The organism is Streptomyces hawaiiensis (assembly GCF_004803895.1).
GTDB classification, from domain to species: Bacteria; Actinomycetota; Actinomycetes; order Streptomycetales; family Streptomycetaceae; genus Streptomyces; species Streptomyces hawaiiensis.
Genome location: NZ_CP021978.1, coordinates 4,228,924 through 4,253,842, shown reverse-complemented (window position 1 = coordinate 4,253,842; position 24,919 = coordinate 4,228,924). Strand labels below are relative to the sequence as shown.

20 protein-coding genes, 1 tRNA gene, 1 other RNA gene and 1 pseudogene are annotated in these 24,919 nt (G+C 73.4%); 16 read left to right on the top strand and 7 right to left on the bottom strand.

Annotation, left to right across the window (positions count from 1 at the left end; all coding sequences use genetic code 11):
• Window positions 1-61 precede the first annotated feature (61 nt).
• A complete protein-coding gene (locus tag CEB94_RS19565; RefSeq protein WP_175433460.1) occupies window positions 62-1,663 on the top strand; it encodes a helicase HerA-like domain-containing protein in 1,602 nt (533 codons plus the stop codon).
• Window positions 1,664-1,978: 315 nt separating this feature from the next.
• Here the strand turns inward: CEB94_RS19565 and CEB94_RS19560 are convergent, their stop codons facing one another.
• The 4 genes and pseudogenes from CEB94_RS19560 to CEB94_RS19545 all read right to left on the bottom strand — a co-directional run bounded on the left by CEB94_RS19560 (window position 1,979) and on the right by CEB94_RS19545 (window position 4,688).
• Window positions 1,979-2,317 (bottom strand): hypothetical protein, encoded by a 339-nt coding sequence (locus CEB94_RS19560; protein WP_246111848.1) that lies wholly within the window; start codon window positions 2,315-2,317, stop codon window positions 1,979-1,981.
• A 31-nt stretch (window positions 2,318-2,348) separates the two neighbouring features.
• A pseudogene (locus CEB94_RS40970) lies at window positions 2,349-2,561 on the bottom strand (DUF308 domain-containing protein); the annotation flags it as partial.
• A 752-nt stretch (window positions 2,562-3,313) separates the two neighbouring features.
• Window positions 3,314-3,907, bottom strand: a complete 594-nt coding sequence (locus CEB94_RS19550; protein WP_175433459.1) for an HhH-GPD-type base excision DNA repair protein — start codon at window positions 3,905-3,907, stop codon at window positions 3,314-3,316.
• Between the two features lie 58 nt (window positions 3,908-3,965).
• Entirely contained in the window at window positions 3,966-4,688 is a 723-nt protein-coding gene (locus CEB94_RS19545) for a siderophore-interacting protein (protein WP_175437070.1), read from the bottom strand.
• Between the two features lie 77 nt (window positions 4,689-4,765).
• Between CEB94_RS19545 and CEB94_RS19540 the strand changes: the two genes are divergently transcribed.
• The 4 genes from CEB94_RS19540 (at window position 4,766) to CEB94_RS19525 (ending at window position 9,890) form a co-directional block, all read left to right on the top strand.
• The gene (locus CEB94_RS19540; RefSeq protein WP_175433458.1) at window positions 4,766-6,862 is read left to right on the top strand and encodes a penicillin acylase family protein; all 2,097 of its coding nucleotides are present in this window, start codon (window positions 4,766-4,768) and stop codon (window positions 6,860-6,862) included.
• Complete coding sequence (locus CEB94_RS19535; protein ID WP_175433457.1) at window positions 6,855-7,466, top strand: GNAT family N-acetyltransferase; 612 nt, start codon at window positions 6,855-6,857, stop codon at window positions 7,464-7,466. The genes CEB94_RS19540 and CEB94_RS19535 overlap by 8 nt, the downstream gene beginning before the upstream one ends.
• The gene (locus CEB94_RS19530; RefSeq protein WP_175433456.1) at window positions 7,463-7,942 is read left to right on the top strand and encodes a cupin domain-containing protein; all 480 of its coding nucleotides are present in this window, start codon (window positions 7,463-7,465) and stop codon (window positions 7,940-7,942) included. Before CEB94_RS19535 ends, CEB94_RS19530 begins: the two co-directional genes overlap by 4 nt.
• 142 nt (window positions 7,943-8,084) lie before the next feature.
• On the top strand, window positions 8,085-9,890 hold the full coding sequence (locus CEB94_RS19525; RefSeq protein WP_175437069.1) for a copper resistance CopC/CopD family protein: 1,806 nt from the start codon (window positions 8,085-8,087) through the stop codon (window positions 9,888-9,890).
• Here CEB94_RS19525 and CEB94_RS19520 read toward each other — a convergent pair.
• Window positions 9,790-10,761, bottom strand: a complete 972-nt coding sequence (locus CEB94_RS19520) for a DUF72 domain-containing protein (RefSeq protein ID WP_175433455.1) — start codon at window positions 10,759-10,761, stop codon at window positions 9,790-9,792. The two genes, CEB94_RS19525 and CEB94_RS19520, sit on opposite strands and share 101 nt — an antisense overlap.
• Before the next feature lie 148 nt (window positions 10,762-10,909).
• Between CEB94_RS19520 and CEB94_RS19515 the strand changes: the two genes are divergently transcribed.
• The 3 genes from CEB94_RS19515 to CEB94_RS19505 are packed head-to-tail and all read left to right on the top strand — an operon-like array spanning window position 10,910 to window position 14,359.
• Entirely contained in the window at window positions 10,910-13,390 is a 2,481-nt protein-coding gene (locus CEB94_RS19515; protein ID WP_175433454.1) for a SpoIIE family protein phosphatase, read from the top strand.
• Between the two features lie 13 nt (window positions 13,391-13,403).
• Window positions 13,404-13,856, top strand: coding sequence for a DUF4383 domain-containing protein (locus CEB94_RS19510; RefSeq protein ID WP_175433453.1), 453 nt, complete (start codon window positions 13,404-13,406; stop codon window positions 13,854-13,856).
• A 17-nt stretch (window positions 13,857-13,873) separates the two neighbouring features.
• The gene (locus tag CEB94_RS19505) at window positions 13,874-14,359 is read left to right on the top strand and encodes an MSMEG_6728 family protein (RefSeq protein WP_175437068.1); all 486 of its coding nucleotides are present in this window, start codon (window positions 13,874-13,876) and stop codon (window positions 14,357-14,359) included.
• 270 nt (window positions 14,360-14,629) lie between these two features.
• On the opposite strand, the gene CEB94_RS19500 is transcribed toward CEB94_RS19505, so the two are convergent.
• On the bottom strand, window positions 14,630-14,851 hold the full coding sequence (locus tag CEB94_RS19500) for a hypothetical protein (RefSeq protein WP_102910292.1): 222 nt from the start codon (window positions 14,849-14,851) through the stop codon (window positions 14,630-14,632).
• A 401-nt stretch (window positions 14,852-15,252) separates the two neighbouring features.
• On the opposite strand from CEB94_RS19500, the gene CEB94_RS19495 reads away from it, so the two are divergent.
• Both CEB94_RS19495 and CEB94_RS19490 read left to right on the top strand, forming a co-directional pair.
• The gene (locus tag CEB94_RS19495; protein WP_175433452.1) at window positions 15,253-15,477 is read left to right on the top strand and encodes a hypothetical protein; all 225 of its coding nucleotides are present in this window, start codon (window positions 15,253-15,255) and stop codon (window positions 15,475-15,477) included.
• A 66-nt stretch (window positions 15,478-15,543) separates the two neighbouring features.
• Window positions 15,544-15,879 carry an amphi-Trp domain-containing protein gene (locus CEB94_RS19490; protein ID WP_175433451.1) on the top strand — a complete coding sequence of 112 codons (336 nt, stop codon included), beginning with the start codon at window positions 15,544-15,546 and terminating at the stop codon, window positions 15,877-15,879.
• Between the two features lie 65 nt (window positions 15,880-15,944).
• On the opposite strand, the gene CEB94_RS19485 is transcribed toward CEB94_RS19490, so the two are convergent.
• Window positions 15,945-16,032 (bottom strand) — tRNA-Ser (locus CEB94_RS19485).
• A gap of 73 nt (window positions 16,033-16,105) precedes the next feature.
• Between CEB94_RS19485 and ffs the strand changes: the two genes are divergently transcribed.
• From ffs to CEB94_RS19455, 6 genes are all read left to right on the top strand, one after another.
• Window positions 16,106-16,200, top strand: an RNA gene (gene ffs, locus CEB94_RS19480) — signal recognition particle sRNA small type.
• Window positions 16,201-16,263: 63 nt separating this feature from the next.
• On the top strand, window positions 16,264-18,732 hold the full coding sequence (locus CEB94_RS19475; protein WP_175433450.1) for a DNA polymerase III subunit gamma and tau: 2,469 nt from the start codon (window positions 16,264-16,266) through the stop codon (window positions 18,730-18,732).
• Between the two features lie 130 nt (window positions 18,733-18,862).
• Entirely contained in the window at window positions 18,863-20,113 is a 1,251-nt protein-coding gene (gene purD, locus CEB94_RS19470; protein WP_175433449.1) for a phosphoribosylamine--glycine ligase, read from the top strand.
• Between the two features lie 325 nt (window positions 20,114-20,438).
• Window positions 20,439-22,259 (top strand): hypothetical protein, encoded by a 1,821-nt coding sequence (locus tag CEB94_RS19465; RefSeq protein WP_175433448.1) that lies wholly within the window; start codon window positions 20,439-20,441, stop codon window positions 22,257-22,259.
• A gap of 215 nt (window positions 22,260-22,474) precedes the next feature.
• Window positions 22,475-23,950 carry a N,N-dimethylformamidase beta subunit family domain-containing protein gene (locus CEB94_RS19460; RefSeq protein ID WP_175433447.1) on the top strand — a complete coding sequence of 492 codons (1,476 nt, stop codon included), beginning with the start codon at window positions 22,475-22,477 and terminating at the stop codon, window positions 23,948-23,950.
• Window positions 23,951-24,019: 69 nt separating this feature from the next.
• A complete protein-coding gene (locus CEB94_RS19455; RefSeq protein ID WP_175433446.1) occupies window positions 24,020-24,919 on the top strand; it encodes a phosphoribosylaminoimidazolesuccinocarboxamide synthase in 900 nt (299 codons plus the stop codon).

Sequence of the window (24,919 nt, the reverse complement as noted above, 5' to 3'; positions counted from 1 at the left end):
CGTAGTGCGACGCTGAAAAAAACCCCACAAGGCGGTACGAACCGGGAACAGGGGCGTGAATATGCCGGACCGCGAGACCATGCCGTCGGCCCCCGCCCCGGAGGTGTCCGCACGCGCCGCCGCCCTTCCCCGGGAAGCCCTGCGGATCGCCTCCGGTTACGCCTTCTCCGGCCCGGCCCTGCATCTGGGCGCCCTGCTGTGGGACGGGCAGTGCCTGCCGGACGCGCAGGTCCGGGTACCCCTGGCGATGCTCAACCGGCACGGGCTGGTCGCGGGCGCCACCGGCACCGGCAAGACCAAGACGCTCCAGCTCATCGCCGAGCAGCTGTCCGCCCAGGGCGTGCCCGTCTTCCTCGCCGACATCAAGGGCGACCTCTCCGGGATCGCCGCGCCGGGCCGCCCGGACGCCCGGGTCGAAGGCCGGGCCGCGGACGTCCACCAGCACTGGACGGCGACCGGCTGCCCGGCCGAGTACTACGCCCTCGGCGGCATCGGGCGCGGCATCCCCGTCCGGGCCACGGTCACCGGTTTTGGCCCCGTGCTGCTGGCCAAGGTGCTGCGGCTGAACCGCACCCAGGAGCAGTCCCTCGCGCTGATCTTCCACTACGCCGACAGCAAGGGCCTGGAGCTGATCGACCTGAAGGACCTCAGGGCGGTCGTGACCTTCCTGACCTCGGACGAGGGCCGGGCGGAGCTGAAAACCATCGGCGGCCTCTCGGCGGCCACGGCCGGGGTGATCCTGCGGTCCCTGACCGCCTTCGAGGCGCAGGGCGCGTCCGGTTTCTTCGGGGAACCGGAGTTCGACACGGGCGAACTGCTGCGCACGGCCGAGGACGGGCGGGGCGTCGTCTCCGTCCTGGAGCTGAGCGCCGTACAGGAGCGGCCGCAGCTGTTCTCGACCTTCCTGATGTGGCTGCTCGCCGACCTCTTCCACGATCTGCCCGAGCTGGGCGACGCCGACAAGCCGCGGCTGGTGTTCTTCCTCGACGAGGCGCACCTGCTCTTCGACGACGCCTCCGAGGCGTTCGTGGAGTCGATCACGCAGACAGTGCGCCTGATTCGCTCGAAAGGAGTCGGGGTCTTCTTCGTGACGCAGACCCCGAAGGACGTACCCGCCGACGTCCTCGCCCAGCTCGGCAACCGCGTACAGCACGCCCTGCGCGCCTTCACCCCGGACGACCAGAAGGCTCTCAACGCCACGGTGAAGACCTTCCCGAAGTCGCCCTACGACCTCGAAGAGGTGCTGACCGGCCTCGGGACGGGCGAGGCGGTGGTGACGGTGCTGAGCGAGAAAGGCGCGCCGACCCCGGTCGCCGCGACCCGGCTGCGGGCGCCCGAGTCGCTGATGGGGCCGCTCGGGCAGGAGGCCCTGGAGCGGTCCGTCGCGGAGTCGCCGCTGTACGAGCGGTACGCGCGGGCCGTGGACCGGGAGTCGGCGTACGAGCGGCTGGAGGTCGGGCGCGGGGCGAAGGGGCCCGACGAGATGCGGGACGCCGCGCCCGGACGGCGTGGACGGGCGCAGGAGCAGCCGTCGATGGCGGAGCGGGTGGTCGAAAGCGGCGTCTTCACGTCGCTGGCCCGGTCGGTGGGGACGCAGATCGGACGGGAGATCACCCGGTCGCTGTTCGGCACGGCACGGCGTCCGGGACGGCGGAGGCGGTAGGGACGGCGAGGCGAGGTGGGGGGACGGCGAGGGCGGTAGGGACGGCGGAGGCGGCGGGGCGCCTCCGCCGCGCGGGTGGGTCAGCCGCGGCCTTGTCCTTGTCCCTGTGCCTGTCCCGGGCCCTGTCGCTTCGGGGGCTGCGGCGGCTTCCGTGTGGCCGGCTGGGAGTGGGGCTTGGGGGCGCTGCGGGCGGCCTCCGCGCGCAGGAGGGCGCGCAGGACCGCGTACGGGTCTTGAAGCATGGCTGGGTTCCTCGTCGTTCCTCGTCGTTCTGGTTCCGTGCGGGACGGACGGACCGGGGCCGGGCCGGTCCTGTCAGCAGCGCAGGACCTCGGAACGCAGGGGGCGAGGGTCGTGCGGCGGGCTCGCCGGTACGGGCACGGGATGTCGTGCGGTGGACGCGGGCCCGGGGCCCTGGAGCGGGGCGGGGGCGGGCGGGACGGCGGTGCGGCGGGAGCCTCTGGCCGGCGGTCGCAGGGCGGTGTCGAGGAGGTCGCACTCGACGGTGGTGCTCTCCCCGGAGACGGTGGCCGTCGGTCCCGTGTGGGCCTCGGCGTGTGCGCCCGGCACGAGCAGGGCGAGCAGCAGGACGAGCACCCGCGGCCAGGCGTGCCGGCGGGGGCGGCGGGGGACCGGCTGCGGTGCGGGGGTCACGGGAGGTCATTCCCCTCCGCGTCCACGCCGTTCATCCCACCGGCTGCGAGATCCGCTCGCTCGGCCCAGGCCGGCCCCGGATGCGCAGGGCCGTGACGATCTCCACGAGTCCGACCGCGAGCAGGCAGCCGCCGACGAGGGTGAGGACCGTGACGGACTCGAAGGGTGAGTCGATCAGGACGACGCCGGCGACGACGGTGACGATCCCGAGGAAGACCTGCCGGCCCCGTGCGGGCATCGCGGGGCCGGGAGTGTCGGATGTGGTGGGGTTCCCGGTTTTGGGCGGGCCGGGGGCGCGGGACGTGGCGTGGTTCTCGGCGCCGGGTGGGGCGGGCCGGGTGTGACCGTGCCGTCCGGGGCTGTGCGGGCCGTCCGGGCCCGGGCCGTGGGGGACGTGGGGTTCCGGGCCCTGGGGCGGTCGGGGCGCGCGGTCGCGGGAGGCGTCGTGCTCCGGGTCCCAGGGGGAGCCGCTCGGTGGCTCGGTCATGGTCCATGCTGGGATCGGGCCGGAGACACCCGCCACCTGGAGCAAGCCAGGAGACTGACACCCGCGCGACGGGTGCCCGCCACGTGCCGGGGCCCCCGGCGAGCCGGGCGACTGACGCCCGCGTCGGCCGCGCCCTACTCGCCCCGGCCTCGGGCGAGCCAAGGGATTGACGCCCGCGTTCTACGTGCCGGTGGCCCTCGGGCGAGTCGGGACGTTGAGGGTCGGGTCCGACGTGCCGGTGGCCCCCGGGCGAGTCAGGACGAAGACACCTGCGTCCTACGGGCCGGCGCCCCGGGCGCGCCAGGCCAAGGATGCCCCCGCCCGACGTGCAGTCGCCCCCGGCTAGCCAGGACGTCGACGGCAGTGCCCTGCTCGCCCCTGGCCTCGGGCGAGCCAAGCCAATGACGCTGGGGGTCCTACGTGCCGGTGCACTCGGGCGGGTCGAAACGCCCACGTCCTACCTACCTGCCGGCAACCCCCGGACAAGCCAGGACGAAACCGCCCCCGCCCTACGTGCCGGAGGCCTTCGCCGCCTTGGCTGCTGCCTTCATCTCCTGCTTGTGGGCGCGTACCTTGACCAGCGATTCGGGGCCGGTGATGTCGGCGACCGAGCGGAAGGAGTCCGGGTCGCCGTAGGAGCCCGCCGCCTCTCGCCACCCTGTCGGGCGCACCCCGAGCTGCTTGCCCAGCAGGGCGAGGAAGATCTGGGCCTTCTGCTTGCCGAAGCCGGGCAGTTCCGCGAGGCGCTTCAGCAGGTCCTTGCCGGTGCCGGCGTCCTTCCAGACGGCCTCGGCGTCACCGTCGTAGTGCTCGACGAGGTACTGGCACAGTTGCTGGATCCGCTTGGCCATGGAGCCCGGGTAGCGGTGCACCGCCGGCTTCTGGGAGAGCAGCGCGGCGAAGGCCTCCGGCTCGTGCGCGGCGATCTCGTGCGCGTCCAGGTCGTCGCTGCCGAGCCGCTGGGCGATCGTCGCAGGGCCCTTGAACGCCCACTCCATCGGGACCTGCTGGTCCAGCAGCATGCCGACCAGCGCGGCGAGCGGACTGCGGCCGAGCAGCGCGTCGGCCTCGGGATCCTGGGCGAGGTGCAGAGTGACGTCCATGCCCCGATCATCCCCCGGGGCGGGCCCGGCCGCGTCCGGAGCCCGGCCCGACCGTCGCCTACGTCGCGCGCCAGTAGCCCAGCGCGTGCACCCGCTGCTTGGGCAGGCCCAGTTCCTTGCGGACGTACGAGGCCAGGGCCCGGGTCGTCATCGTGTCGCAGGCGATCCAGACGTAGGGGTCCTCCGCGCCCTGGAGCAGGCCGGGCAGGTCCGACTTCACCCGGTCGACCAGCTGGGCGCCGGAGTCCTGGCGCGGCACCTTGCGCAGCTCGTGCCGGGCCGGGTCGGTGCGGAACGGCAGGTCGTCGTCGCCGCCCTCGAACCAGACGGTGGCCGGGGCGGAACCCAGGGTGTCCAGGAGGGAGTTGATGGCAGGAAGCGAGGCCGGGTCGCCGACGGCGAAGACGTGCGAGGGCGCGGGGCTCGGGTGCTCGAAGCCGGTGCCCTGGACGGTCGCCTCGATGGTGTCGCCCGGCTTCGCGGCCCTGGCCCAGTCGCTGGCACACCCCTCGTGCAGGGCGAACTCCAGGCCGAAGGTGCCGGCCTCGACGTCCGGGTCGACCAGGGTGTAGGCCCGCTGGTGCGGCTTGCCCGCGTTGTCGAACCACAGCCGTACCCACATGGTGGGGTGCACTCCGGTCGCGGCCAGCAGACCGCCGTCGGTGAAGCGCAGCCGCCGGTACTCCGGGGTGACGTCCTCGACGTCCGTCACCGTGAACCGGAAGTCCTTGCCACGCATCAGTCTGAGGACCGCGCCCTCCCAACCCCGCCCCTGCCCCATCGCGCCCTCACCCTTCACGTACCATTCCGCCACGATTGACTTAGGCAAGCCTAACCTAAAGGAAGAAGGGGCACAGCGTGGCCACCGAGATCTACCGTGACGCCTGGGGCATTCCGCATCTGCGCGCGGGCAGCGCGGCCGAACTCGCCCACGCGCAGGGCCTCGTCACCGCCCGGGACCGGGCCTGGCAGTTGGAGGTCGAGCGCCACCGGGCGCAGGGCACCTCCGCGTCCTTCCTCGGCGAGAGCGCCCTGGCCTGGGACCGGTTCGCGAGACGGGCCCGGCTCGACGACACCGCGAGACGCTGTTTCGCGGACCTGGAGAGACGGGAACCCGAGACGGCGCGGTGGGTGCGCGCGTACGTCGACGGGGTCAACGCGGGGCTCGCCGACGGCACCGCCCCCGCATTCGCCCGTACCGGTCTCACGCCGGGCCGCTGGGAACCCTGGACCCCTCTCGGCGTCTGGCTCGCCACCCACATCCTCTTCGCCGGGTTCCCGGCCAAGCTCTGGCGCGAGCAGGTCGCCGCCCACCTGGACGCGGACGCCATCGGCCTCTTCGCCACCGACGGCCCCGGCACCTCCGGCAGCAACGGCTGGCTGGTGAGCGGCGAGCGGACCGTCACCGGGCAGGCTGTCATCGCCGGCGACCCGCACCGCTGGATCGAGGACCCGGGCGTCTACCAGCAGATCCACCTGTCCTGCCCGGAGTTCGACGTCGTGGGCCTGGCCGTCCCCGGTGTCCCCGGCATCGCCCACTTCGGGCACACCGGCACGGTCGCCTGGGCCATCACCAACGCCATGGCCGACTACCAGGACCTCTACCGGGAGCGGCTGCGGCGCACCGGCGCCGGGGTGGAGGCCCTCGGCCCCGACGGGGTCTGGCGGCGGGCGGCCCGGCACACCGAGACCGTCGAGGTGGCGGGCGAGGACCCGGTCGAGGTCGAGGTGATCGAGACCGGCCGGGGCCCGGTGATCATCGGCGGGCCCGAGGGTCTCGACGGCGACCCGGCAGACCCGGCCGATCCCTCAGGCGTGCCCGTGGCGATCAGCCTGCGCTACCCGCCCCGCGTCACCGGCGACCTCGGCTTCGGCGCCCTGCTGCCGCTGCTGCGGGCTCGCCGGGTCGCCGACGTGGACCGGGCCTTCGACCGCTGGGCCGAGCCGGTCAACGTCGTCCAGGCCGCCGACACCGAGGGCGGTGTCCTGCACCGCGTGGCCGGGCGGGTGCCGCGGCGCGCCGAAACCAACTCCCTCCGGGTGGTGCCCGCCTGGGAGCCCGGCCACGCATGGCGGGGCTGGCACGTGTCGCCGCGCGCCGGGCTCATCGACGGCGTCGCCGTCATGGCCAACCAGCGCGGACCGTCCGGACCCCTCGGCGTCGAGTTCGCCCCGCCGCACCGCGCCGACCGCATCGCCGCGCTGCTCGCGGGCCGGGAGCGCTGGTCCGCCGCCGGCATGCCCGCGATCCACACGGACACCCACCTGGCCTCCGCGTCCCCCCTCCTGGACCACCTCGACGCCCTCGACGGCCTCACCCCCGAGGCCGCCGCCCTGAGGGACCGCCTCCTCGGCTGGGACCGCCGCATGGACGCCGGCAGCGCCGACGCGGCCCTGTACGCGGCCGTGCGCGGAGCGGTCGTACGACGGCTCGCGGCGCACCCGGCGTTCGCCGGCCTCACCACGCCACCGGCGTACCCGGACGTCTTCCAGCCCTGGCTCGCCCTCGTCCCCCGGGTCGGCTTCGCCCTCGAACACCTGCTGCGGGCCGGGGAGCTGTACGGAATCGACCGCCCGGCGGCCGTCCGCGCGGCGATCGAGGAAGTGGCCCTGCGTCCGCCGGCCGGCCTCTGGGGCGACACCCACCGCCTCGCCCCCTGGCGGGCGCTGGAGCCGGAGCAGCCGTACGACGAACCGGGCCTGTCCGGCGACCACGACTGCGTGCTGTGCACCTCGGGCGTGCCGGGCCTCACCGACCGTGCCACCCGGGGCCCGGCCGCCCGGTACGTCTGGGACCTGGCCCGGCGCGAGGACAGCCGCTGGGTGGTCCCGCTCGGCGCCTCGGGCGTCCCCGGTTCGCCCCACCACCGCGACCAGCTCCCCCTGTGGCTCGCGGGAGATCTCGTCCCGGTCGTCACCGACTGGACCCGGCTGGAGAAGGAAACCGATGTCTGACGACCCGTACGCCTCCCGCACGCTCGTCCACGAGCAGGTGGTCGACGGCTTCGGCACCGTCCGCGTGCTGCCGCTGGACCCCGGGGCGGATGCCGCCGTGATCCATCGCTGGGTCGGCGAGGACCGGGCCGCCTTCTGGGGCATGACCGAGCTGACCGAGGGACAGGTCGCCGGGATCTACGCCCACATGGCCACGCTCGACACCCACCACGCCCACCTCGTCCTCCGGGACGGCGAGCCGGTCGCGCTCCTGCAGACCTACGAGCCGGAGGCCGACCGGGTCAGCGAGTGCTACGACGTCCGCCCCGGCGACATCGGCGTCCACCTGCTCCTCGCCCCCGCCGGCCCGGGCGGCGGACAACCGGGGTGGACGGCCCGGCTGGTGGCCGCCATCGCCGCGTACGTCCTGCTCGGCCTGGACCGCCGGCGGGTCGTGGTCGACCCGGACGTGCGCAACGAGAAGGCGGTCGCCCGTTTCCTCAGCCTGGGCTTCGCTCCCGGGCCGGTGGTGGTCCTGCCGGAGATCGACCTCCCGGACGTGTACCTGCCGGAGAAGAAGGCCCAGCTCGCTTTCCTCGACCGGGAGATACTGTTCCCCGGGTGACGCCAGAGGACCTCATCGCCCACTACGGACTCGAGCCGATCCCGCGCGAGGGCGGCCTGTTCCGCCAGAGCTGGGCCGGCCCCGAACGCCCCGACGGCAGGCCGGAGGGCACGGCGATCGTCGCGCTCCTGACGGCCGACGACTTCTCCGCCCTCCACCGCCTGCCGACGGACGAGATCTGGCACTTCTACCGGGGCGACCCCCTGGAGCTCCTGCTCCTCGCCCCGGACGGCAGCACGGGGACGGTGGTGCTCGGGCCGGACATCCTCCACGGCCAGCACGTCCAGTTCACGGTCCCGGCGGGCACGTGGATGGGCGGCAGGGTGGGAGCGGGCGGCGCATGGACTCTGTTCGGCTGCACCATGGCCCCGGGCTTCACGTTCGAGGGCTACGAGCACGGCGACGGGGCAGAGCTGACGGCCCGCTTCCCGACAGAGGCGGACAAGATCCCCGGGCTCTGCCGGCCTACTCCCTAGTCACACCCCCACCCCGTTGAGCGCTACACCGATCCCGTCCGTACATAACCCGGAGCCGTCCAGCCCGACCCCGGAGAACCACGTGGACCAACGGCGGAACAAGGATCGCAATGTCGGACATCCCCGGCGGTTCCAAGCCCTGGTGCTGCTGGGCACCGTGCTGGTCCTGCTCCTCTTCGGCGCAACCCCCGCCTCAGCCCACGCCGCGCTCCGCGGTACCGACCCCGACGACGGATCCGTCGTCCAGCAGGCCCCCCGCCACGTCACCCTGACCTTCACCGAGTCCGTAGGACTGCTCGACGACTCCTTCCGGGTCTTCGGCCCCGACCAGCGCCGGGTCCACACCGGTGAGGCCACGCACGCCGACGGCCGCTCCGAGACGGCCCGGATCGGCCTGCCCGGCAAGCTCGCCCAGGGGACGTACACCGTGGCCTGGCGGGTCGTCTCCGCCGACAGCCACCCCGTCTCCGGCGCGTTCACCTTCTCCGTGGGGAAACGCTCCGCGACCACGGCCCAGGTCGACACGGGCCCGGCCGAGGACCCGCTCACCCGTGGCCTCTACGACGCCGCCCGCTACCTCGCCTACCTCGCCGCCGCGCTGCTCGTCGGCACGGCGGCGTTCGCGCTGCTGTGCCGGCCCGCGCACACCTCCCCCCTGCGCCGGCCGCTGGTGGCGGCCTGGTGGACGCTGCTGGGGTCGACGGCCGTCCTGCTCCTGCTGCGCGCCCCGTACGAGACGGGCGCGGGCCCGGCCGCGGCCTTCGACACCTCCGCCCTCGGCCGCACCCTGACCGGCCGCCCGGGCCTGGCCCTGCTCGCCCGCCTGGCCGTCCTGCTGCTGACCGCCGCCTTCCTGATACGGCTGTCCAGGCGCCGCGACACCAGGGAGCGGCCCGTCACCCTGGCGATCGGCACGGCCCTGGCCGCCGCCTTGGCCCTGACCTGGGCGGCGGCGGAGCACGCCTCCGCCGGGATCCAGGTGCCGCTGGCGATGACGTCGTCCGTACTGCACCTGCTGGCGACCGGCGTCTGGCTCGGCGGCCTCGTGGCGCTGCTGCTGAACCTGCGCCGCTCGTCCGGGGAGGACCTGGGGGAGGTCGTGCCCCGCTTCTCGCGGATCGCCTTCGCCTCGGTGACCGTCCTGGCCGTCACGGGCGTCTACCAGTCCTGGCGCGGCCTCGGCTCCCTCTCCGCACTGACCGGCACGTCGTACGGCCGTCTGCTGCTCGCCAAACTGGCCGGCGTCTTCGTGCTGTTGCTGGTGGCCGGGTACTCGCGGCGCTGGACGGCGCGGATCGCGGCGCCGGCGTCTGTCACCCGGACGGCCGTACCGGCACGGGTCCCGCAGCCGGCCGGCGCCCCGGCGGAGCACGCGGGACGCGAGGAGCCCGAGGAACCGGAGGGGCCCGGCGAACCGGCGGAGGAGCCTCCCGCGTCCGACGCCGACCGGGACGACCGGCGCCGCCTCCTGCGCCGCTCCGTCCTCGTGGAAGTCGCCGTCGCCGCCGTGGTGCTGATGATCACGACCGTGCTCACGGGAACCCTCCCGGGCCGCGCCCAGGCCGAGGCGGCCCGGCAGGCCCCAGCGGGCACACTGCCGCTCACGTCCCAGGTCACGGTGCCCTTCGACACGGGCACGGGAGCCGTGACCGGACGCGGCACCGTGCAGGTCACCCTGGACCCGGCCCGCGTCGGCGAGAACGGCGTCCAGGCCGTGGTCTACGGCTCCGATACGGGTCTGGTCGTCGTCCCCGAGGTCCGCATCACCTTCACCCTGCCCTCCCGGAAGGTCGGCCCGATCGACGCCGAACTCACCGACCTGGGCGGCTACTGGGGCACCAACTCCGTCAACCTGCCCCTCGCCGGGAACTGGACGATGAAGACGACCGTGCGGGTGTCGGACGTGGACCAGGTGTCGGTGGAGCGTCAGGTGCGGATCGCGCCCTAGGCAGCCGCACTGGCGCCGCCTGCGGGTCCCCGTCGAGGAGCCGTGCCATGGTCTCGGCGGCGCGGACGGCGGCGTCGCCGCAGCAGTTGTTGAACAGGACGTGGACCTGCTCGGTCCGCTCGGCCAGCCGGCGCACCCGGGGCAGCCACTCGGCGAGTTCGTCCTCGTCGTAGGCGTACCGGAACCGGTCCTCCTTGCTGCCGGTGCCCCAGGCGGTGCTGCGGCCGTGGAACCGGACGACGGAGAGCCCGGGCGAGGTCACGGGAGTGACCGGCGGGACGGAGGAGGGGAGCGTCCGCGTCATGTCGACCGCGACCGCGGCCATGCCGTGCCGGGTGAGCAGCGCACCGGTCGCCTCGGCCTGCCCGGGCTCCCACCAGGAGGGGTGCCGGAACTCGACGGCGAGCTGCCGGCCTTCGGTCCGCTCCGCGCACTCCCGGAGGAACGTCTCCGCCCGCTGACCGGGCCGGAACCAGGGCGGGAACTGGAACAGCACGCTCCCCAGCCGCCCGGCCTCCCGCAGCGGCTCGATCCCGGCCGCGAACCGGGCCCACACCTCGTCGAGCACCGCCGGGTCCCGGTGCTCGGCCGGCAGCCCGTCCGGCATCACCGCCTGCCGGGTGGGATGCCCGGTGAGCAGCGAGAACGCCTTCACGTCGAACACGAACCCGTCCGGTGTCCGCTCGGCCCACAACCGGCTGTTCCGCTCGCTCGGCAGCGCGTAGTACGAGGCGTCGACCTCGACGACCGGGAACCGCTCGGCGTAGTGCCGTAACCGCCCCTCGGCGTCCCGTCGCCCCGGGGGATACCAGCCGCTGCCGACCAGCGCCCGGTCGGTCCAGGAACACGTGCCCACCAGGATCTGACCCATGGGGGAGCGGTTACCCGGGCCGGGTGGAGGCAGGCTCCGCTTCTCGTGCCGGGCGGCACGGTGAGACTCGCCCCAATCGGGGTAAGCAGGTCATATCTGTACATATCCGGGGTTACGGCTGATTCCCCCGAGAGTGAGATGACCGATCATGGAGCAGCCCGTCACCGTCGGCCGGGCCACCCGGTCGTCCGGAGAAGAACCCGAAGCCCTCGAAGCCCTCGTCGGCGGCTCCCTCACGGCCCGTGTCACCCTCGACGAACACGGCACCGTGACCGGCTGGAACGCGGGCGCCGAACGGCTCCTCGGGTACTCGGCCGGGCAGCTGACCGGCCGCCGTGCCGCGGATCTGCTGGCCGAGCCGATCCCGGTGCGGGGCGGTCTTCCCACCCTCGCCGGGCTGCCTCGCTGGAACGGTGACGTCGCGCTGCGGCACCGTGACGGCAGGAAGCTGACGGTGCGGATCCTCGCCCACCACAGGCCGCCCGGCGCCGATGCCCCCGCCTGGCTCATCGTCTCCGCCCTGACCGACCGGCAGCCACCGGCCGGTCTCGACGAGTCCCTCGTGAGCTGGAGCTTCGCCCAGTCCCCCTGCTGCGCCCAGGCGATCTACGACACCCGGCTCCGGCTGCGCCGGGCCAACGCCGACATGGAGCGCTCCACGGCGCTCACCGAGGAGGAGATGCGGGGCCTGCGCGTGTCCGAGATCATCGACGACGACGCCGGCCTGCGGGCGGAACGCAACATGGCCCGGGTACTGCGCACCGGCGAGCCGGAGTACGAGGAGAACTACCTGCGCGCCCCGGGCGAGAGCCATGAGCACGCCTGGTCGGTCTTCATGTCCGCGCTGCGCGACCACGAGGGCACCATCCGGGGCGTCTGCCTGTCCGCGCACGACATGACGGAGCAGTTCTGGGCCCGCAAGCGCCTCCAGCTGATCGCGGAGGCCGGCCGGCGCATCGGCAGCACGCTCGACGTGACGCGCACGGCCCAGGAACTGGCGGACGTGACCGTCCCGGCCCTGGCCGACTTCGTCGGCGTCGATCTGCTGGCCGTGCTGGACGACGTACCCGAGCCGCCCGCGCGGGCGGTTCCGGCAGACGGGCCGCTGCTGCTGCGCCGGGCCGCGCTGCGGTCGGTGACCCCGGGCGCCCCGGAGTCGGCCGTGGCGGCCGGGGCGGTGGACTCCTACCCGGCGGGCTCGATGCCCTTCGAGAGCCTGCGCACCGGACGGCCCACCCTGCACCAGGCGAGCGACCCGGCGTTCGCCGCCTGGCTGGCCCGTGACCCGACCCGGGCCGCCCGGGTCCGGGCGTTCGGCATCCACTCCGTGATGGCCGTGCCCCTGGTGGCCCGCGGCACGACCCTGGGCGTCGCCTTCTTCGTCCGGCACCGCAACCAGCAGACCTTCCAGCACGACGACCTGGTCCTGGCCGGAGAACTGGCCGCCCGGGCCGCGGTCAGCATCGACAACGCCCGCCGCTACACCCGCGAGCGCACCACGGCGGTCACGCTCCAGCGCAGCCTGCTGCCGCAGCGGCTGCCCCGCCAGGCGGCCGTCGAGGTCGCCTCCCGCTACCTCCCGGCGGGCGGGCACGCCGGGGTCGGCGGGGACTGGTTCGACGTCATCCCCCTCTCGGGCGCACGGGTGGCGCTGGTCGTCGGAGACGTGGTCGGCCACGGCCTGGTCGCGTCGGCGACCATGGGGCGGCTGCGGACGGCGGTCCGCACGCTGGCCGACATCGACCTGCCCTGCGACGAGCTGCTGACCCACCTCGACGACCTGGTCGCCCGTCTGAATACGGAGGAGGAGAGCGAGGACGAGCGGAGAGCGCCCGGCTCCGCGGAGACCTCCGGCGACGTCGGGGCCACCTGCCTGTACGCCGTCTACGACCCGGTGACGCGGCGCTGCTGCCTGGCCGGGGCCGGGCATCCCGTGCCGGCCGTGGTCAGCCCCGAGGGCACCGTCGACCTCGTCGGGCTCCCCGCCGCGCCCCCGCTCGGCATGAGCGGCCTGCCGTACGAGTCCACCGAGGTCGTCCTCCCCGAGGGCAGCCTGCTCGCCCTCTACACCAACGGCCTGATCGAGACTCCCGACCGGGACCTCGACACCGGCGTCCACCGGCTGCGGCAGGCCCTGGCCCGCCCGGCGGCCTCGCTGGACGCCCTGTGCGACACGGTCCTCGCCGACCTGCTGCCGCAGCGCCCGGCCGACGACGTGGCCCTGCTCATCGCCCGTACCCGGGCACTCGACGCGCGGCAGGTCGCCACCTGGGCGGTGCCGGCCGACCCGTCCGCCGTCGCGCAGACCCGCAAGGACGTGGTGGCGCAACTGGAGCGGTGGGGGCTTCCCGACGCCGTGTTCGTCACGGAACTGGTCGTCAGCGAACTCGTCACCAACGCCATCCGGCACGCCGAGCCGCCCGTCCAGCTGCGCCTGATCCACGACACGACCCTGATCTGCGAGGTCTCCGACGGCGGCAGCACCGCTCCCCACCTGCGGCGCGCCCGCACCTACGACGAGGGCGGCCGCGGCCTGCTCCTCGTCGCCCAGCTGACCGAGCGCTGGGGCACCCGCCAGAGCGCCACGGGCAAGACCATCTGGGCGGAACAGAACCTGTCCCTCGCGTGAGGAGCCACCGGCCATGACCACACCCGCGTCCCACCGCGCCGCCCGCACCCCCGTCCAGCAGGCCGCTCTGCTGTTCGGCCTCGTCTTCCTCGTGGTCGGCGTACTGGGCTTCATCCCCGGCATCACCACCGACTACGGCTCGCTGGAGTTCGCGTCCCACGACTCGGGCGCCGAACTGTTCGGCCTGTTCCAGGTCTCGATCCTGCACAACCTCGTGCACCTGGCCTACGGCCTCGCCGGTCTCACCCTCGCCGGCACGGCCGCCGGGGCGTACTCGTATCTGCTGGTCGGCGGCGCCGTCTACCTGGTGCTGTGGGTGTACGGCCTGTCCGTCGGCCACGACAGCGACGCCAACTTCGTCCCGCTGAACACCGCGGACGACTGGCTCCACTTCGTCCTGGGCATCGCCATGATCGGTCTGGCCCTCGCCCTCAGCCGGCGCCGAACGCGCACCGACGCACGGTGAGGATCACCGACAACGGCATGCAGACCTTTCTGCCCTACCCCGACTTCCGCACCACGGCCCTGGCCCTAGACCGCCGACGGCTCGGCAAACAACGAGTCGAGGCTCTGCAGGTCCTGCGCGGCCTGGTCGTCCCCGGCTACGGGTGGCGCCGTCACCCGGCCGTGAAGATGTGGCTCGGCTACGAGGAGGCGCTGGTCCGCTACGGCTTGGAGATCTGCCGAGTCTGGCGCGAACAGGGCCATCAGGACACCTGCGCGGCGACGCTCGTGGCCGACCTGGCGGTGACCCGCCCTCACGCCCCGATCCGTGACCAGCACCGACTGGCCGCCGAGGGCGAACTCCCGCCCTGGCTCGGCGACGACCCCTTCCATGAGAGCCACCGCTCGGCCTTGGTCCGCAAGGACCCCACGACCTACGCGACCCTCTTTCCGGGCGTACCCGACGACCTGCCGTACGTCTGGCCGACGTCGGACCGCACGGGCGATCACGCGTCCCAGAACTGACAGGTCTCTGGGGAACTAAGCCGCCCTGCGGCGCGCCGGACGCCCGGTCGCGGCGGGCTGCTGCTCCGTCACGTCCTCGAGCGGGAAGGTTTCGTCCTCCCCGAAGTCCGGGGCCTGGAAGGGGTTGGTCGCCGGAGTCGGCGACGCCGCGCTGGAACAGCGGGTTTGCCCTTCCACGGCGGAGAACAACGAAGTCGGTTCGATGAGAGGTCTCTTTTCCGTTACTGGCCCAGGGGAGGGCCAGGCGTGCCCTGACCGGGCACGAAGGTCCTACAGCTTGGTCATCTTGGCGTACGGACTGAGGATCCGCATCTGCGCCGAACCGAAGTCGACGAGCGCGGCGATTCCGTCCTCGATGCCGATGACCCGGCCGAGCCCGTACATGTCGTGGGTGACCTGGTCACCCACGGCGAAGTGCTTGGGGGCTGGCGCGACCGGAGCCTTGAAGGGGCTGGTAGGCAGGTGACGCTTATGAGCAGCAGGCTTAGTCATTGGCTTCAGTATGCGCCTACTCGGGCCTCTCGCGCTGCTGCTGTCCCCGTCCGGTGCCCGAACCGAGACGTAAGAGAGGCGCTGTAGTGGCCTAAAAAATCGAACACATGATTGAATCCGGCCATGCGAACGTTTCCCGACGATCTCGTCCGGGCGCAACGGGAGTGGAGTGCCACCTACCGGCAGCTCGCCGCTCGGCCCGGCCGCACCGAGCTGCGCCGGCGTCTGTACCGGCTGTCGGTTCAGGCGTTCTTCCACCCCTACTGGCAGCAGCGAGGGCCTAGTCCCGCGGCGTGGTGGGAGCTGCGAGAGCGGGCCCGGACAGCCCGGGACGCGAGCGGGCGGCTCCCCCGGTGACGTGCCGGCCTGCGGGACCGTACGTCCCGGACGATCCTGAAGGCATGGCCGGACCGATTCGTGTGATCGTGCATCCGCCGTCGCCCTCGGGCGGCCGGCGCGTCCGCGTGGACGGCGAGATCCTCGGGCTCGCCCACAACGTCGCCGACGTCGCGGAGTTCCTCCGCCGTGCCGGCCTGGAGATCGACCCGGCGGACGTGGCGCACGTGTCGTGGATCGACTGGCGCGGAGCGGGGCCCGAGCACTGGGGTCCGGAGACGGGTGACTGACGCGCGAGGCCACGCATCACGCCAAAATGTGTTTATCCACTCTTTTGCGCCACATCGGAGGGCCCCATGAAGGACCTCAAGTTCGAGCAGAAGCGCTCGCTGTCCCGCCAAGAGGCCGCAGACCAGCTCACGGCACTCGCGGACGCGCTGAGGGAAGGTGGGGACGCGGAGCTGGAACTCGGTCCCGGAACGCTGGGTCTGCGCATCCCCGACGACCTTCACAGCGAGATGGAGGTAGAGATCGGTGACGGCGAGATCGAGCTGGAGATCGAGCTGAAGTGGCCGACCGCACCGACGCGGGCGACGCCCCAGCGGAAGAACGCACCGGCCGGCGCGGCCCGAAGGAGCACGGGCGCCGGCAGAACCAAGAGCGCGAAACGATCCGCTGCGAAATCCTCTTGAGCGGAACCGAAGAAGGGCCCCACCGCGAACGGTGGGGCCCTTCGACATCGTGCCCGGTGAGGCACTGGCGGAGGATACGAGATTCGAACTCGTGAGGGGTTGCCCCCAACACGCTTTCCAAGCGTGCGCCCTAGGCCTCTAGGCGAATCCTCCGCCAGGAACATTACATGACCGAGAGGAGTGCTCGCGAACTCGTTCCCCGCCCCCGACATCAGGTAACCTTGGCGCAGCCCCTCACGCGGCGCTATCTGACTGAACTCCCCCAGGGCCGGAAGGCAGCAAGGGTAGGTCGGCTCTGGCGGGTGCGTGGGGGGCGTCTGCGTTCCCGGACCCGGATCTCCTCGCCGGGGCCCGATGTCAGTGGGCGCCTATAACCTCGTATGCGTGTCGTCTCTCGCTCTGTACCGCCGCTACCGCCCGGAGACCTTCGCCGAGGTCATCGGGCAGGAGCATGTCACCGACCCGTTGCAGCAGGCGCTGCGGAACAACCGGGTCAACCACGCGTACCTGTTCAGCGGGCCGCGCGGCTGTGGCAAGACGACCAGCGCCCGCATCCTGGCCCGCTGCCTGAACTGCGAGCAGGGGCCCACGCCGACGCCCTGCGGTGAGTGCCAGTCCTGTCAGGACCTCGCGCGCAACGGCCCCGGTTCCATCGACGTCATCGAGATCGACGCCGCTTCCCACGGTGGTGTGGACGACGCCCGTGACCTGCGCGAAAAGGCCTTCTTCGGGCCCGCCGGCAGCCGGTACAAGATCTACATCATCGACGAGGCCCACATGGTCACGTCGGCCGGCTTCAACGCGCTGCTGAAGGTCGTCGAGGAGCCGCCGGAGCATCTCAAGTTCATCTTCGCGACCACCGAGCCCGAGAAGGTCATCGGGACGATCCGGTCCCGGACCCACCACTACCCCTTCCGGCTCGTCCCCCCCGGCACGCTCCGGGAGTACCTCGGACAGGTGTGCCAGAAGGAGGCCATCCCGGTCGAGGACGGCGTGCTCCCGCTCGTCGTGCGGGCGGGCGGCGGGTCCGTGCGTGACTCCATGTCCGTCATGGACCAGCTCCTCGCCGGCGCCGCGGCGGACGGTGTGACATACGCCATGGCCACCGCCCTGCTCGGATACACCGACGGCTCCCTCCTCGACTCCGTCGTCGAGGCCTTCGCCACCGGTGACGGAGCCGCGGCCTTCGAGGTCGTGGACCACGTGATCGAGAGTGGGAACGACCCCCGCCGCTTCGTCGCCGACCTCCTGGAGCGGCTGCGCGACCTGGTGATCCTCGCCGCCGTCCCGGACGCGGCGGAGAAGGGGCTCATCGACGCCCCCGCCGACGTGATCGAGCGCATGCAGGCCCAGGCCGGCACCTTCGGCCCCGCCGAGCTGAGCCGGGCCGCCGACCTCGTCAACGAGGGCCTGACCGAGATGCGCGGCGCCCACTCGCCCCGCCTCCAACTCGAGCTGATCTGCGCCCGCGTCCTGCTGCCGGCCGCCTACGGCGACGAGCGCTCCGTCATGGCCCGCCTCGACCGGATCGAGCGCGGGGTGAACTACTCCGCGGGCCCGTCCGGCATGCCCGCCATGGGATACGTACCCGGGCCGGAGAGCCACGGGGGAGCGGCGGCCGCTCCGGTCCAGGCGGGTGGCGGCGGTCCGGTGCCGACGGGCGGTCCGGTGCCGGCGAGCGGCGGCCCGGCCGCTGCCCGTGCGGCGGTCCGGGCGTCCGGAGCACCGGGCAACGGCGGCGCTGCGGCCGGCAGCGGCGGTGGCGGCCACACGTCGGCCGCGGCGGCCGGCTCCGCTCCTCCCGCCCCCACCCCTGCACCTGCCCCTGCCCCTGCTCCCGCCCCGGCAGCGGCCCAGAGCGCGCCGCCGTCGGCACCGGCCACCCCGCAGGGGCATGCCCCTGCTCCCGGCGCCCAGGGCGGCCGCGGCGCCTCCGAAAGCCCCGGAGCCCCCGCAGAAGCCCCGGCCCCCGGCCGGGAGGCCCAGCCCGCACCCGGTGCCTGGCCCACCGCCGCCTCCGCCGGCAGCGGCGGCCGTCGCCCCGGCGGCTGGCCCACGGCCGCCCCGGGCGCGGCCGCCTCGAACACCCCACCGGCGAACACTCCACCGGCGAACACCTCGCCGACGAGCACCCCCGCCCCCAGCACCCCACCGACGGCCCAGCCCCCGGCTCCGGCTCCGGCCCCGACCACCCCGCCTCCCGCCCCCGCTCCCACGGGCGGAGGCAGTGTCGACCCCCGCATGCTCTGGCCGAACATCCTGGAGGCGGTCAAGAACCGCCGGCGCTTCACCTGGATCCTGCTCAGTCAGAACGCCCAGGTGACCGGCTTCGACGGCACGACACTCCAGCTCGGCTTCGTCAACGCGGGCGCGCGGGACAACTTCCTGAGTAGCGGCAGCGAGGACGTGCTGCGGCAGGCGCTGGGCGAGCAGTTCAACGTCCAGTGGAAGATCGAGGCGATCGTCGACCCCTCGGGCGGCTCCGCGCCCCCGGCACCGGGCGGCCCCTCCGGTTTCGGCGGCGGTGGCGGCTACAGCACCGGTGGTGGTGGCGGGTACAACGCAACAGGCGGTACGGCAACGGCCCAGCGCCCGGCCCCGTCTCAGCCGGCTCCTCCGGCCGCCCCCACCCAGCAGTCGAGCAGCCGCGCAGCCGCCTCCGCCTCCGCCCCGGCCTCCGCGCCGACCGCCTCCGTCCCCCAGCCCTCGGCCCCGCGGCCCCGGCACGTCTCCGTCGAGGAGGACATCCCCGAGGACGACGACCCCGACCTCGACGAGTCGGCCCTCTCCGGCCAAGAGCTGATCGTCCGGGAGCTGGGAGCGACGGTGGTCGAGGAGTTCACGAACGAATAGCCGTGTTCCGAATGCGGGCCCTTCGGAGGAGGACGCGCCCCCTTCTTGGAGGAACCTCCAGCTCACGTTCCCCCGTCCCTTCGGAAGCCCGCACAAGGGGAACCCGGCGTCTCCCGTTAGGCTGACCCCCGTGAAGGTCCTCGTCATCGGCAGCGGCGCCCGCGAACACGCCCTGTGCCACTCCCTGTCCCACGACCCCGATGTCACCGCGCTGCACTGCGCCCCCGGCAACGCCGGCATCGCCGAGGTCGCCGAGCTGCACCAGGTCGACGCCCTGGACGGCGCCGCCGTCACCGCGCTCGCCACCCGCCTCGGCGCGGAGCTCGTGGTCGTCGGCCCGGAGGCCCCGCTGGTCGCCGGTGTCGCCGACGCCGTGCGCGACGCGGGCATCCCGGTGTTCGGCCCGTCCGGCCCGGCCGCGCAGCTCGAGGGCTCCAAGGCCTTCGCGAAGGACGTCATGGCGGCGGCCGAGGTGCCCACGGCCCGGTCGTACGTCTGCACGACACCGAAGGAGGCCGACACGGCCCTCGACGCCTTCGGCGCTCCGTACGTCGTGAAGGACGACGGGCTCGCCGCCGGCAAGGGCGTCGTCGTCACCGACGATCTCGAAGCGGCCCGGGCCCACGCGGCGGCCTGCGAGCGCGTGGTCATCGAGGAGTACCTCGACGGCCCCGAGGTCTCCCTGTTCGCCGTCACCGACGGCGAGACGGTCGTCCCCCTCCAGCCCGCCCAGGACTTCAAGCGCGCGCTGGACGGCGACGAGGGCCCCAACACCGGCGGCATGGGCGCGTACTCTCCGCTGCCGTGGGCCGACCCGAAGCTGGTCGACGAAGTGATGCAGACCGTGCTGCAGCCGACCGTGGACGAGATGCAGCGGCGTGGCACGCCGTTCTCCGGCCTGCTCTACGCCGGTCTCGCGATCACCTCGCGCGGTGTCCGCGTGATCGAGTTCAACGCCCGGTTCGGCGACCCCGAAACCCAGGTCGTCCTGGCCCGGCTCAAGACGCCGCTCGCCGGTCTGCTGATGGCCGCCGCCACCGGCAACCTCGCCCACCTGGAACCGCTGCGCTGGAGCGACGACGCGGCCGTGACCGTGGTCGTCGCCTCGCACAACTACCCCGGCACCCCGCGCACCGGCGACCCCATCACCGGTCTCGACGAGGTCGCCGCCCAGGACGCCCCGCATGCGTACGTGCTGCACGCCGGCACCCGGCAGGAGGGTGACACCGTCGTCAGCGCGGGCGGCCGCGTCCTGTCCGTGACGGCCACCGGCAAGGACCTCACCGAGGCCCGCGACCGCGCCTACACGGCCGTCGGCCGCATCCGCCTCGACGGCTCCCAGCACCGCACGGACATCGCCGCGAAGGCGGCGGGCGCGTAACCGGCCCACGCGGAGCAGGGAAACCACCCCGCCGCCGATGAACCCCGCAGGCCCCGGATCCGTCTCAGGATCCGGGGCCTGAAGTATGCGAGAGGCGGGGGCCAGATGATCGCTGTACGTCATCCACCTCTCCCCAAAGCCATTCCATCGAGTGACCGATGCCCTATCCGGCTGACGGGGAGCGGAGCCCCAACTAGGGTGCGGCGCAAGCGTTCCGGCACTTGGCCCACCGGCATTGCGATGTCAGTGGCCGGTGCCACAGTGGGGGAGTGAGCAAGGGCAGCGTCAGGTCAACGGGGAGGGGGTGAGGTCGGTAGTGACCGGAATGGGTGTGGAAGCAGGCGCGCAGGCCGCGCGGGCACGGGCACTGGCCGTGCTGCGGATCCGCAGCCGCGCACTGGCCGTCGCCCTGCTGCCGGCCGCCGTCGCCGTGATCCTGCTCGCGGGCGCCGCCGGCGACCGCCTGGAGGGCCCCGGCTGGGACGCGGCCCGCTGGGTCCTGACGCCGGTCGCGGTTCTCGTACTGCTCGCGGCCGCCGGGATCGCCCTGGTCGTCGCCCGGGCCCGGCCCGCCATGAGCCCGACCGTCCCGGTCACCGAGGAGGCGGCTCCCGACCTGTACCGGATGGTGCGTGATCTGGCCGACCGCCTCGACGTCCCCGCGCCCTCCGCGATAGCGCTCACCCCGGACTGCGACAGCTGGCTGGAGGACCGGACGCACCCGGCCCACGGGCCGCCTCCGGCCGAGGAGCACCACGACATAGCGGGAGCGGGCAAGCAGGCGCACCGCCGGCACCCCGTCGCGCCGGTCCTCGTCATCGGCTCCCCGTTCCTGTGGTGGATGCGGGTCGGCGAGCTGCGCGCGGTCCTCGCCCCGGTCATCGCCGGTACGGGCCCCTCGGCGCACCCGGACATAGCAGCCGCCCGGCGCTTCGTCCGGGGCCTGGACGCCGCGGTGGCCGTGGCCTCGGCGCCCCGCCGGGATCCGGTGTCGCGGGCGGTGCTCGCCGGGGTCGGCTGGGTCGCCCGGCTTCTGCTGCGCAGTTGCCGCGGCCATGCCGGCGAGATGGAGCGGGGCGTGGCGGCCGCGGCCGCGGAGCGTGCACAGGCTGTGGATTACGGGCTGCGGATCGTCGCCCAGGAGCAGGTGGGCCTGGCGTACGCGGGCTGGGACCGGCTGCTGACCCGGGTCGCGCTGCCCGCCTGGCGGATGGGCCGCTGGCCGTCCCGGCTGGACGCCGGTGTGGTCGCGGCGCTCACGGAGCTGTCCCGGCGCGACCGCCTGGCCGAGGGCTTCGCCTCCCGGCTCGGTGAGCGGCCCGCCTGCGATCTGCTGGAGGAGCCGGGCGCGGTCGACGAGGCCGCCTCCCTGCTCGCCGCCCGCCTCTTCCACGGCGGCCCCGCCGGGCCCGGACCCGACTGGTCGCCGGTGGCCTGGAGCGAGTATCCGGAAGAGGTCGTGGACCGCAAGTGGCGTCTCGACGCGGCCCGGCTCCACCGCGTCCTGGACGCGATGGGCGTCCGCCCCGCGACCGGCCCCACGGCCCCCGCCACCGGCGCCCCGACTCTGTCCCGCGTCCTCGACCACCTCACGGACACGGGTCCCGCGTGGACGGCTGAGAGCGCCGCGGCCGACAGCCCCGCAGGAGACCCGCCCGGCTCCGGGCCGGACACCGCCCCGACCCGCACCCCCGGCGCACCGGACCCCCTCGACGACGAGGACCTCTCCGGTGCGACGGCCCCGAGCGCCACCCTCGCCGCCCGGCTCAGCGCCGAACTGGCCCGTGAGGAGGCCGCCCCCTCCCCGGCGGCCCCGTCGCCCGCCCCGCCGTCCCTCTCGTCCGACCCCGCGGCGCTCTGGGACGACCGGGCCCTGCCCCTCTTCCCCCTCCAGCCCCCGCGCACGGCCAGAGAACTGCTCGCCGACCACCTCACCGCGATGGTCTGCTGCGCCGCGATGGACACCGCCGGCGCCACCCCGGGCCTGGACTGGCTGGACGGCCCGACCCTCCTGGTCGACGGTGAGCGCACGGCCGATCTGGCGCCCAAGGTCCTCACCCTCATCGAGGACGGCGACGCCACCCCCCTGCGGGTCTGGCTCTCCCAGCTCGGCATACGCCCGGAGAAGCCGGTCCGTCTCGGCTGAACCACCGGAGCACCCGCTTCCGGTTCTGGCCAATTCGAAACGAACAGTGACGAAGCGCGCGCGTTATGTGATGTGCTTGGACCGTTCGCGCGCAGGGCAAGGGCTTGCGACATACGACAAGCACATAAGCACGAAGGCGTCGCTCGTACCGCAGAACACCGCACACACCACACCGGCACGGCACCACCACGGGGGCGAAGGGGAGGGGAAGCATCATGGGTTCGGAGCAGATCCGCCGCTGGGAGTCGGGAGCGCTGGCGCACGCCGTGACGGATCCCTTCGGGCAGGGCCCCGTCCCCTGGCTGCGCGGCAACGTGACGTACTTCGACGACTCGGGCCAGGTCGTCCCCTGGTACGTGGACCGGGACGCCCCCCACCCGTCGAAGAAGGGCAGCCGCTCGGGCGGCCCCCGCGCGGCCGACGACGTCCACCGCCAGATCAAGGGCTTCACCTCCACCGGCGCGGTCGCGCCCGGCGAGGCCGTCGACTTCCACATCACCGTCGACCCGCCGCAGCAGTTCGCCGTCGACATCTACCGCATCGGCCACTACGGCGGTGACGGCGCCGCGAAGATCACCACCAGCCCGCGCCTGTCCGGAATCGTCCAGCCCGCACCGCTCGCCGCAGACCGCACGGTCTCCTGCCACCACTGGTGGCTGTCCTGGCGGCTCCAGGTGCCGTCGTACTGGAACATCGGCGCCTACGTCGCGGTCCTCACCACCGCCGACGGCTACCGCTCCCACGTTCCCTTCACCGTCCGGCACGACCAGCCCGCCGACCTGCTGCTCGTGCTGCCCGACGTGACCTGGCAGGCGTACAACCTCTACCCGGAGGACGGCCGCACCGGCGCGAGCCTCTACCACGCCTGGGACGAGAGGGGCCGTCTGCTCGGCGAGTCCGAGGCCGCCACGACGGTCTCCTTCGACCGCCCGTACGCGGGAGCCGGCCTCCCCCTCCATGTCGGGCACGCCTACGACTTCATCCGCTGGGCCGAGCGCTACGGCTACGACGTGGCCTACGCCGACGCCAGCGACCTGCACGCGGGCCGCGTCGACGCCACCCGCTACCGGGGACTGGTCTTCCCGGGCCACGACGAGTACTGGTCGGCCGCCATGCGCGCCACGGTGGAGCGCGCCCGCGACGCCGGCACCTCGCTGGTCTTCCTCTCCGCCAACTCCATGTACTGGCAGGTGGAGCTGGGCCCCTCCCCGTCCGGCGTCCCCGACCGGCTGCTGACCTGCCGAAAGCGCCGGGGCCCGGGCAAGCCGGTGCTGTGGCGGGAGATCGACCGGGCGGAGCAGCAGCTCCTGGGCATCCAGTACGCCGGGCCCGTCCCCGAACCGCACCCGCTGATCGTGCGCAACGCCGGGCACTGGCTGTGGGAGGCGACCGGGGCGCACGAGGGCGACGAGATCGAGAACCTGGTGGCGGGCGAGGCCGACCGCTACTTCCCGCGCACCCCGCTGCCCGAGCACGAGGAGCGCATGCTGCTCGCCCACTCCCCGTACACCGACAAGGAGGGGGTCCCGCGCCACCAGGAGACGTCCCTGTACCGCGCCCCCTCCGGCGCCTGGGTCTTCGCAGCCGGAACGTTCGCCTGGTCCCCGGCCCTGGACCGCCCCGGCCACGTCGACCCGCGCATCCAGCGCGCCACCGCGAATCTCCTGGACCGCATCTGCAAACGCGACTGACCCGCTGTCGGTGATCAAGCTCGCATACGGGAGAATCGAGCCACTGAGACAGAACCACGGGGAGGAACCGTGTCCGGATTCGTCGAAAAGCCCGAGCCGATCCAGGTTCCGGGCCTGGTGCATCTGCACACCGGCAAGGTGCGCGAGCTGTACCGGAACGAGGCGGGCGACCTCGTGATGGTCGCCAGCGACCGCATGTCCGCCTACGACTGGGTGCTGCCGACCGAGATCCCCGACAAGGGCCGGATCCTCACGCAGCTGTCCCTGTGGTGGTTCGACCGGCTCGCCGACCTGGTCCCGAACCACGTCCTGAGCACGGAACTGCCCGCGGGCGCCCCCGCCGACTGGGCGGGGCGCACGCTGGTCTGCAAGTCGCTCCAGATGGTCCCCGTGGAGTGCGTGGCCCGCGGCTACCTCACCGGCTCGGGCCTCGCCGAGTACAACGAGACCCGCACGGTCTGCGGCCTCGCCCTGCCGGAAGGTCTGGTCGACGGCAGCGAACTGCCCGCCCCGATCTTCACCCCGGCCACCAAGGCGGCCGTCGGCGAGCACGACGAGAACGTCTCCTACGAGGAGGTCGCCCGCCAGATCGGCGCGGAGACCGCCGCCCAACTGCGCCAGGCGACCCTCGCCGTCTACTCCCGGGGCCGGGACATCGCCCGGGAGCGGGGCATCATCCTCGCGGACACGAAGTTCGAGTTCGGCTTCGACGGCGACGGCCTGGTCCTCGCGGACGAGGTCCTCACCGCGGACTCCTCCCGCTTCTGGCCGGCCGACCAGTGGCAGCCGGGCCGCGCGCAGCCCTCGTACGACAAGCAGTTCGTCCGGGACTGGCTGACCTCGGCGGAGTCCGGCTGGGACCGCAGGAGCGAGCAGCCCCCGCCCGCCCTGCCCCAGCAGGTCGTCGACGCCACCCGCGCCAAGTATGTGGAGGCGTACGAGCGCCTGACCGGCACGAGCTGGTCGTAG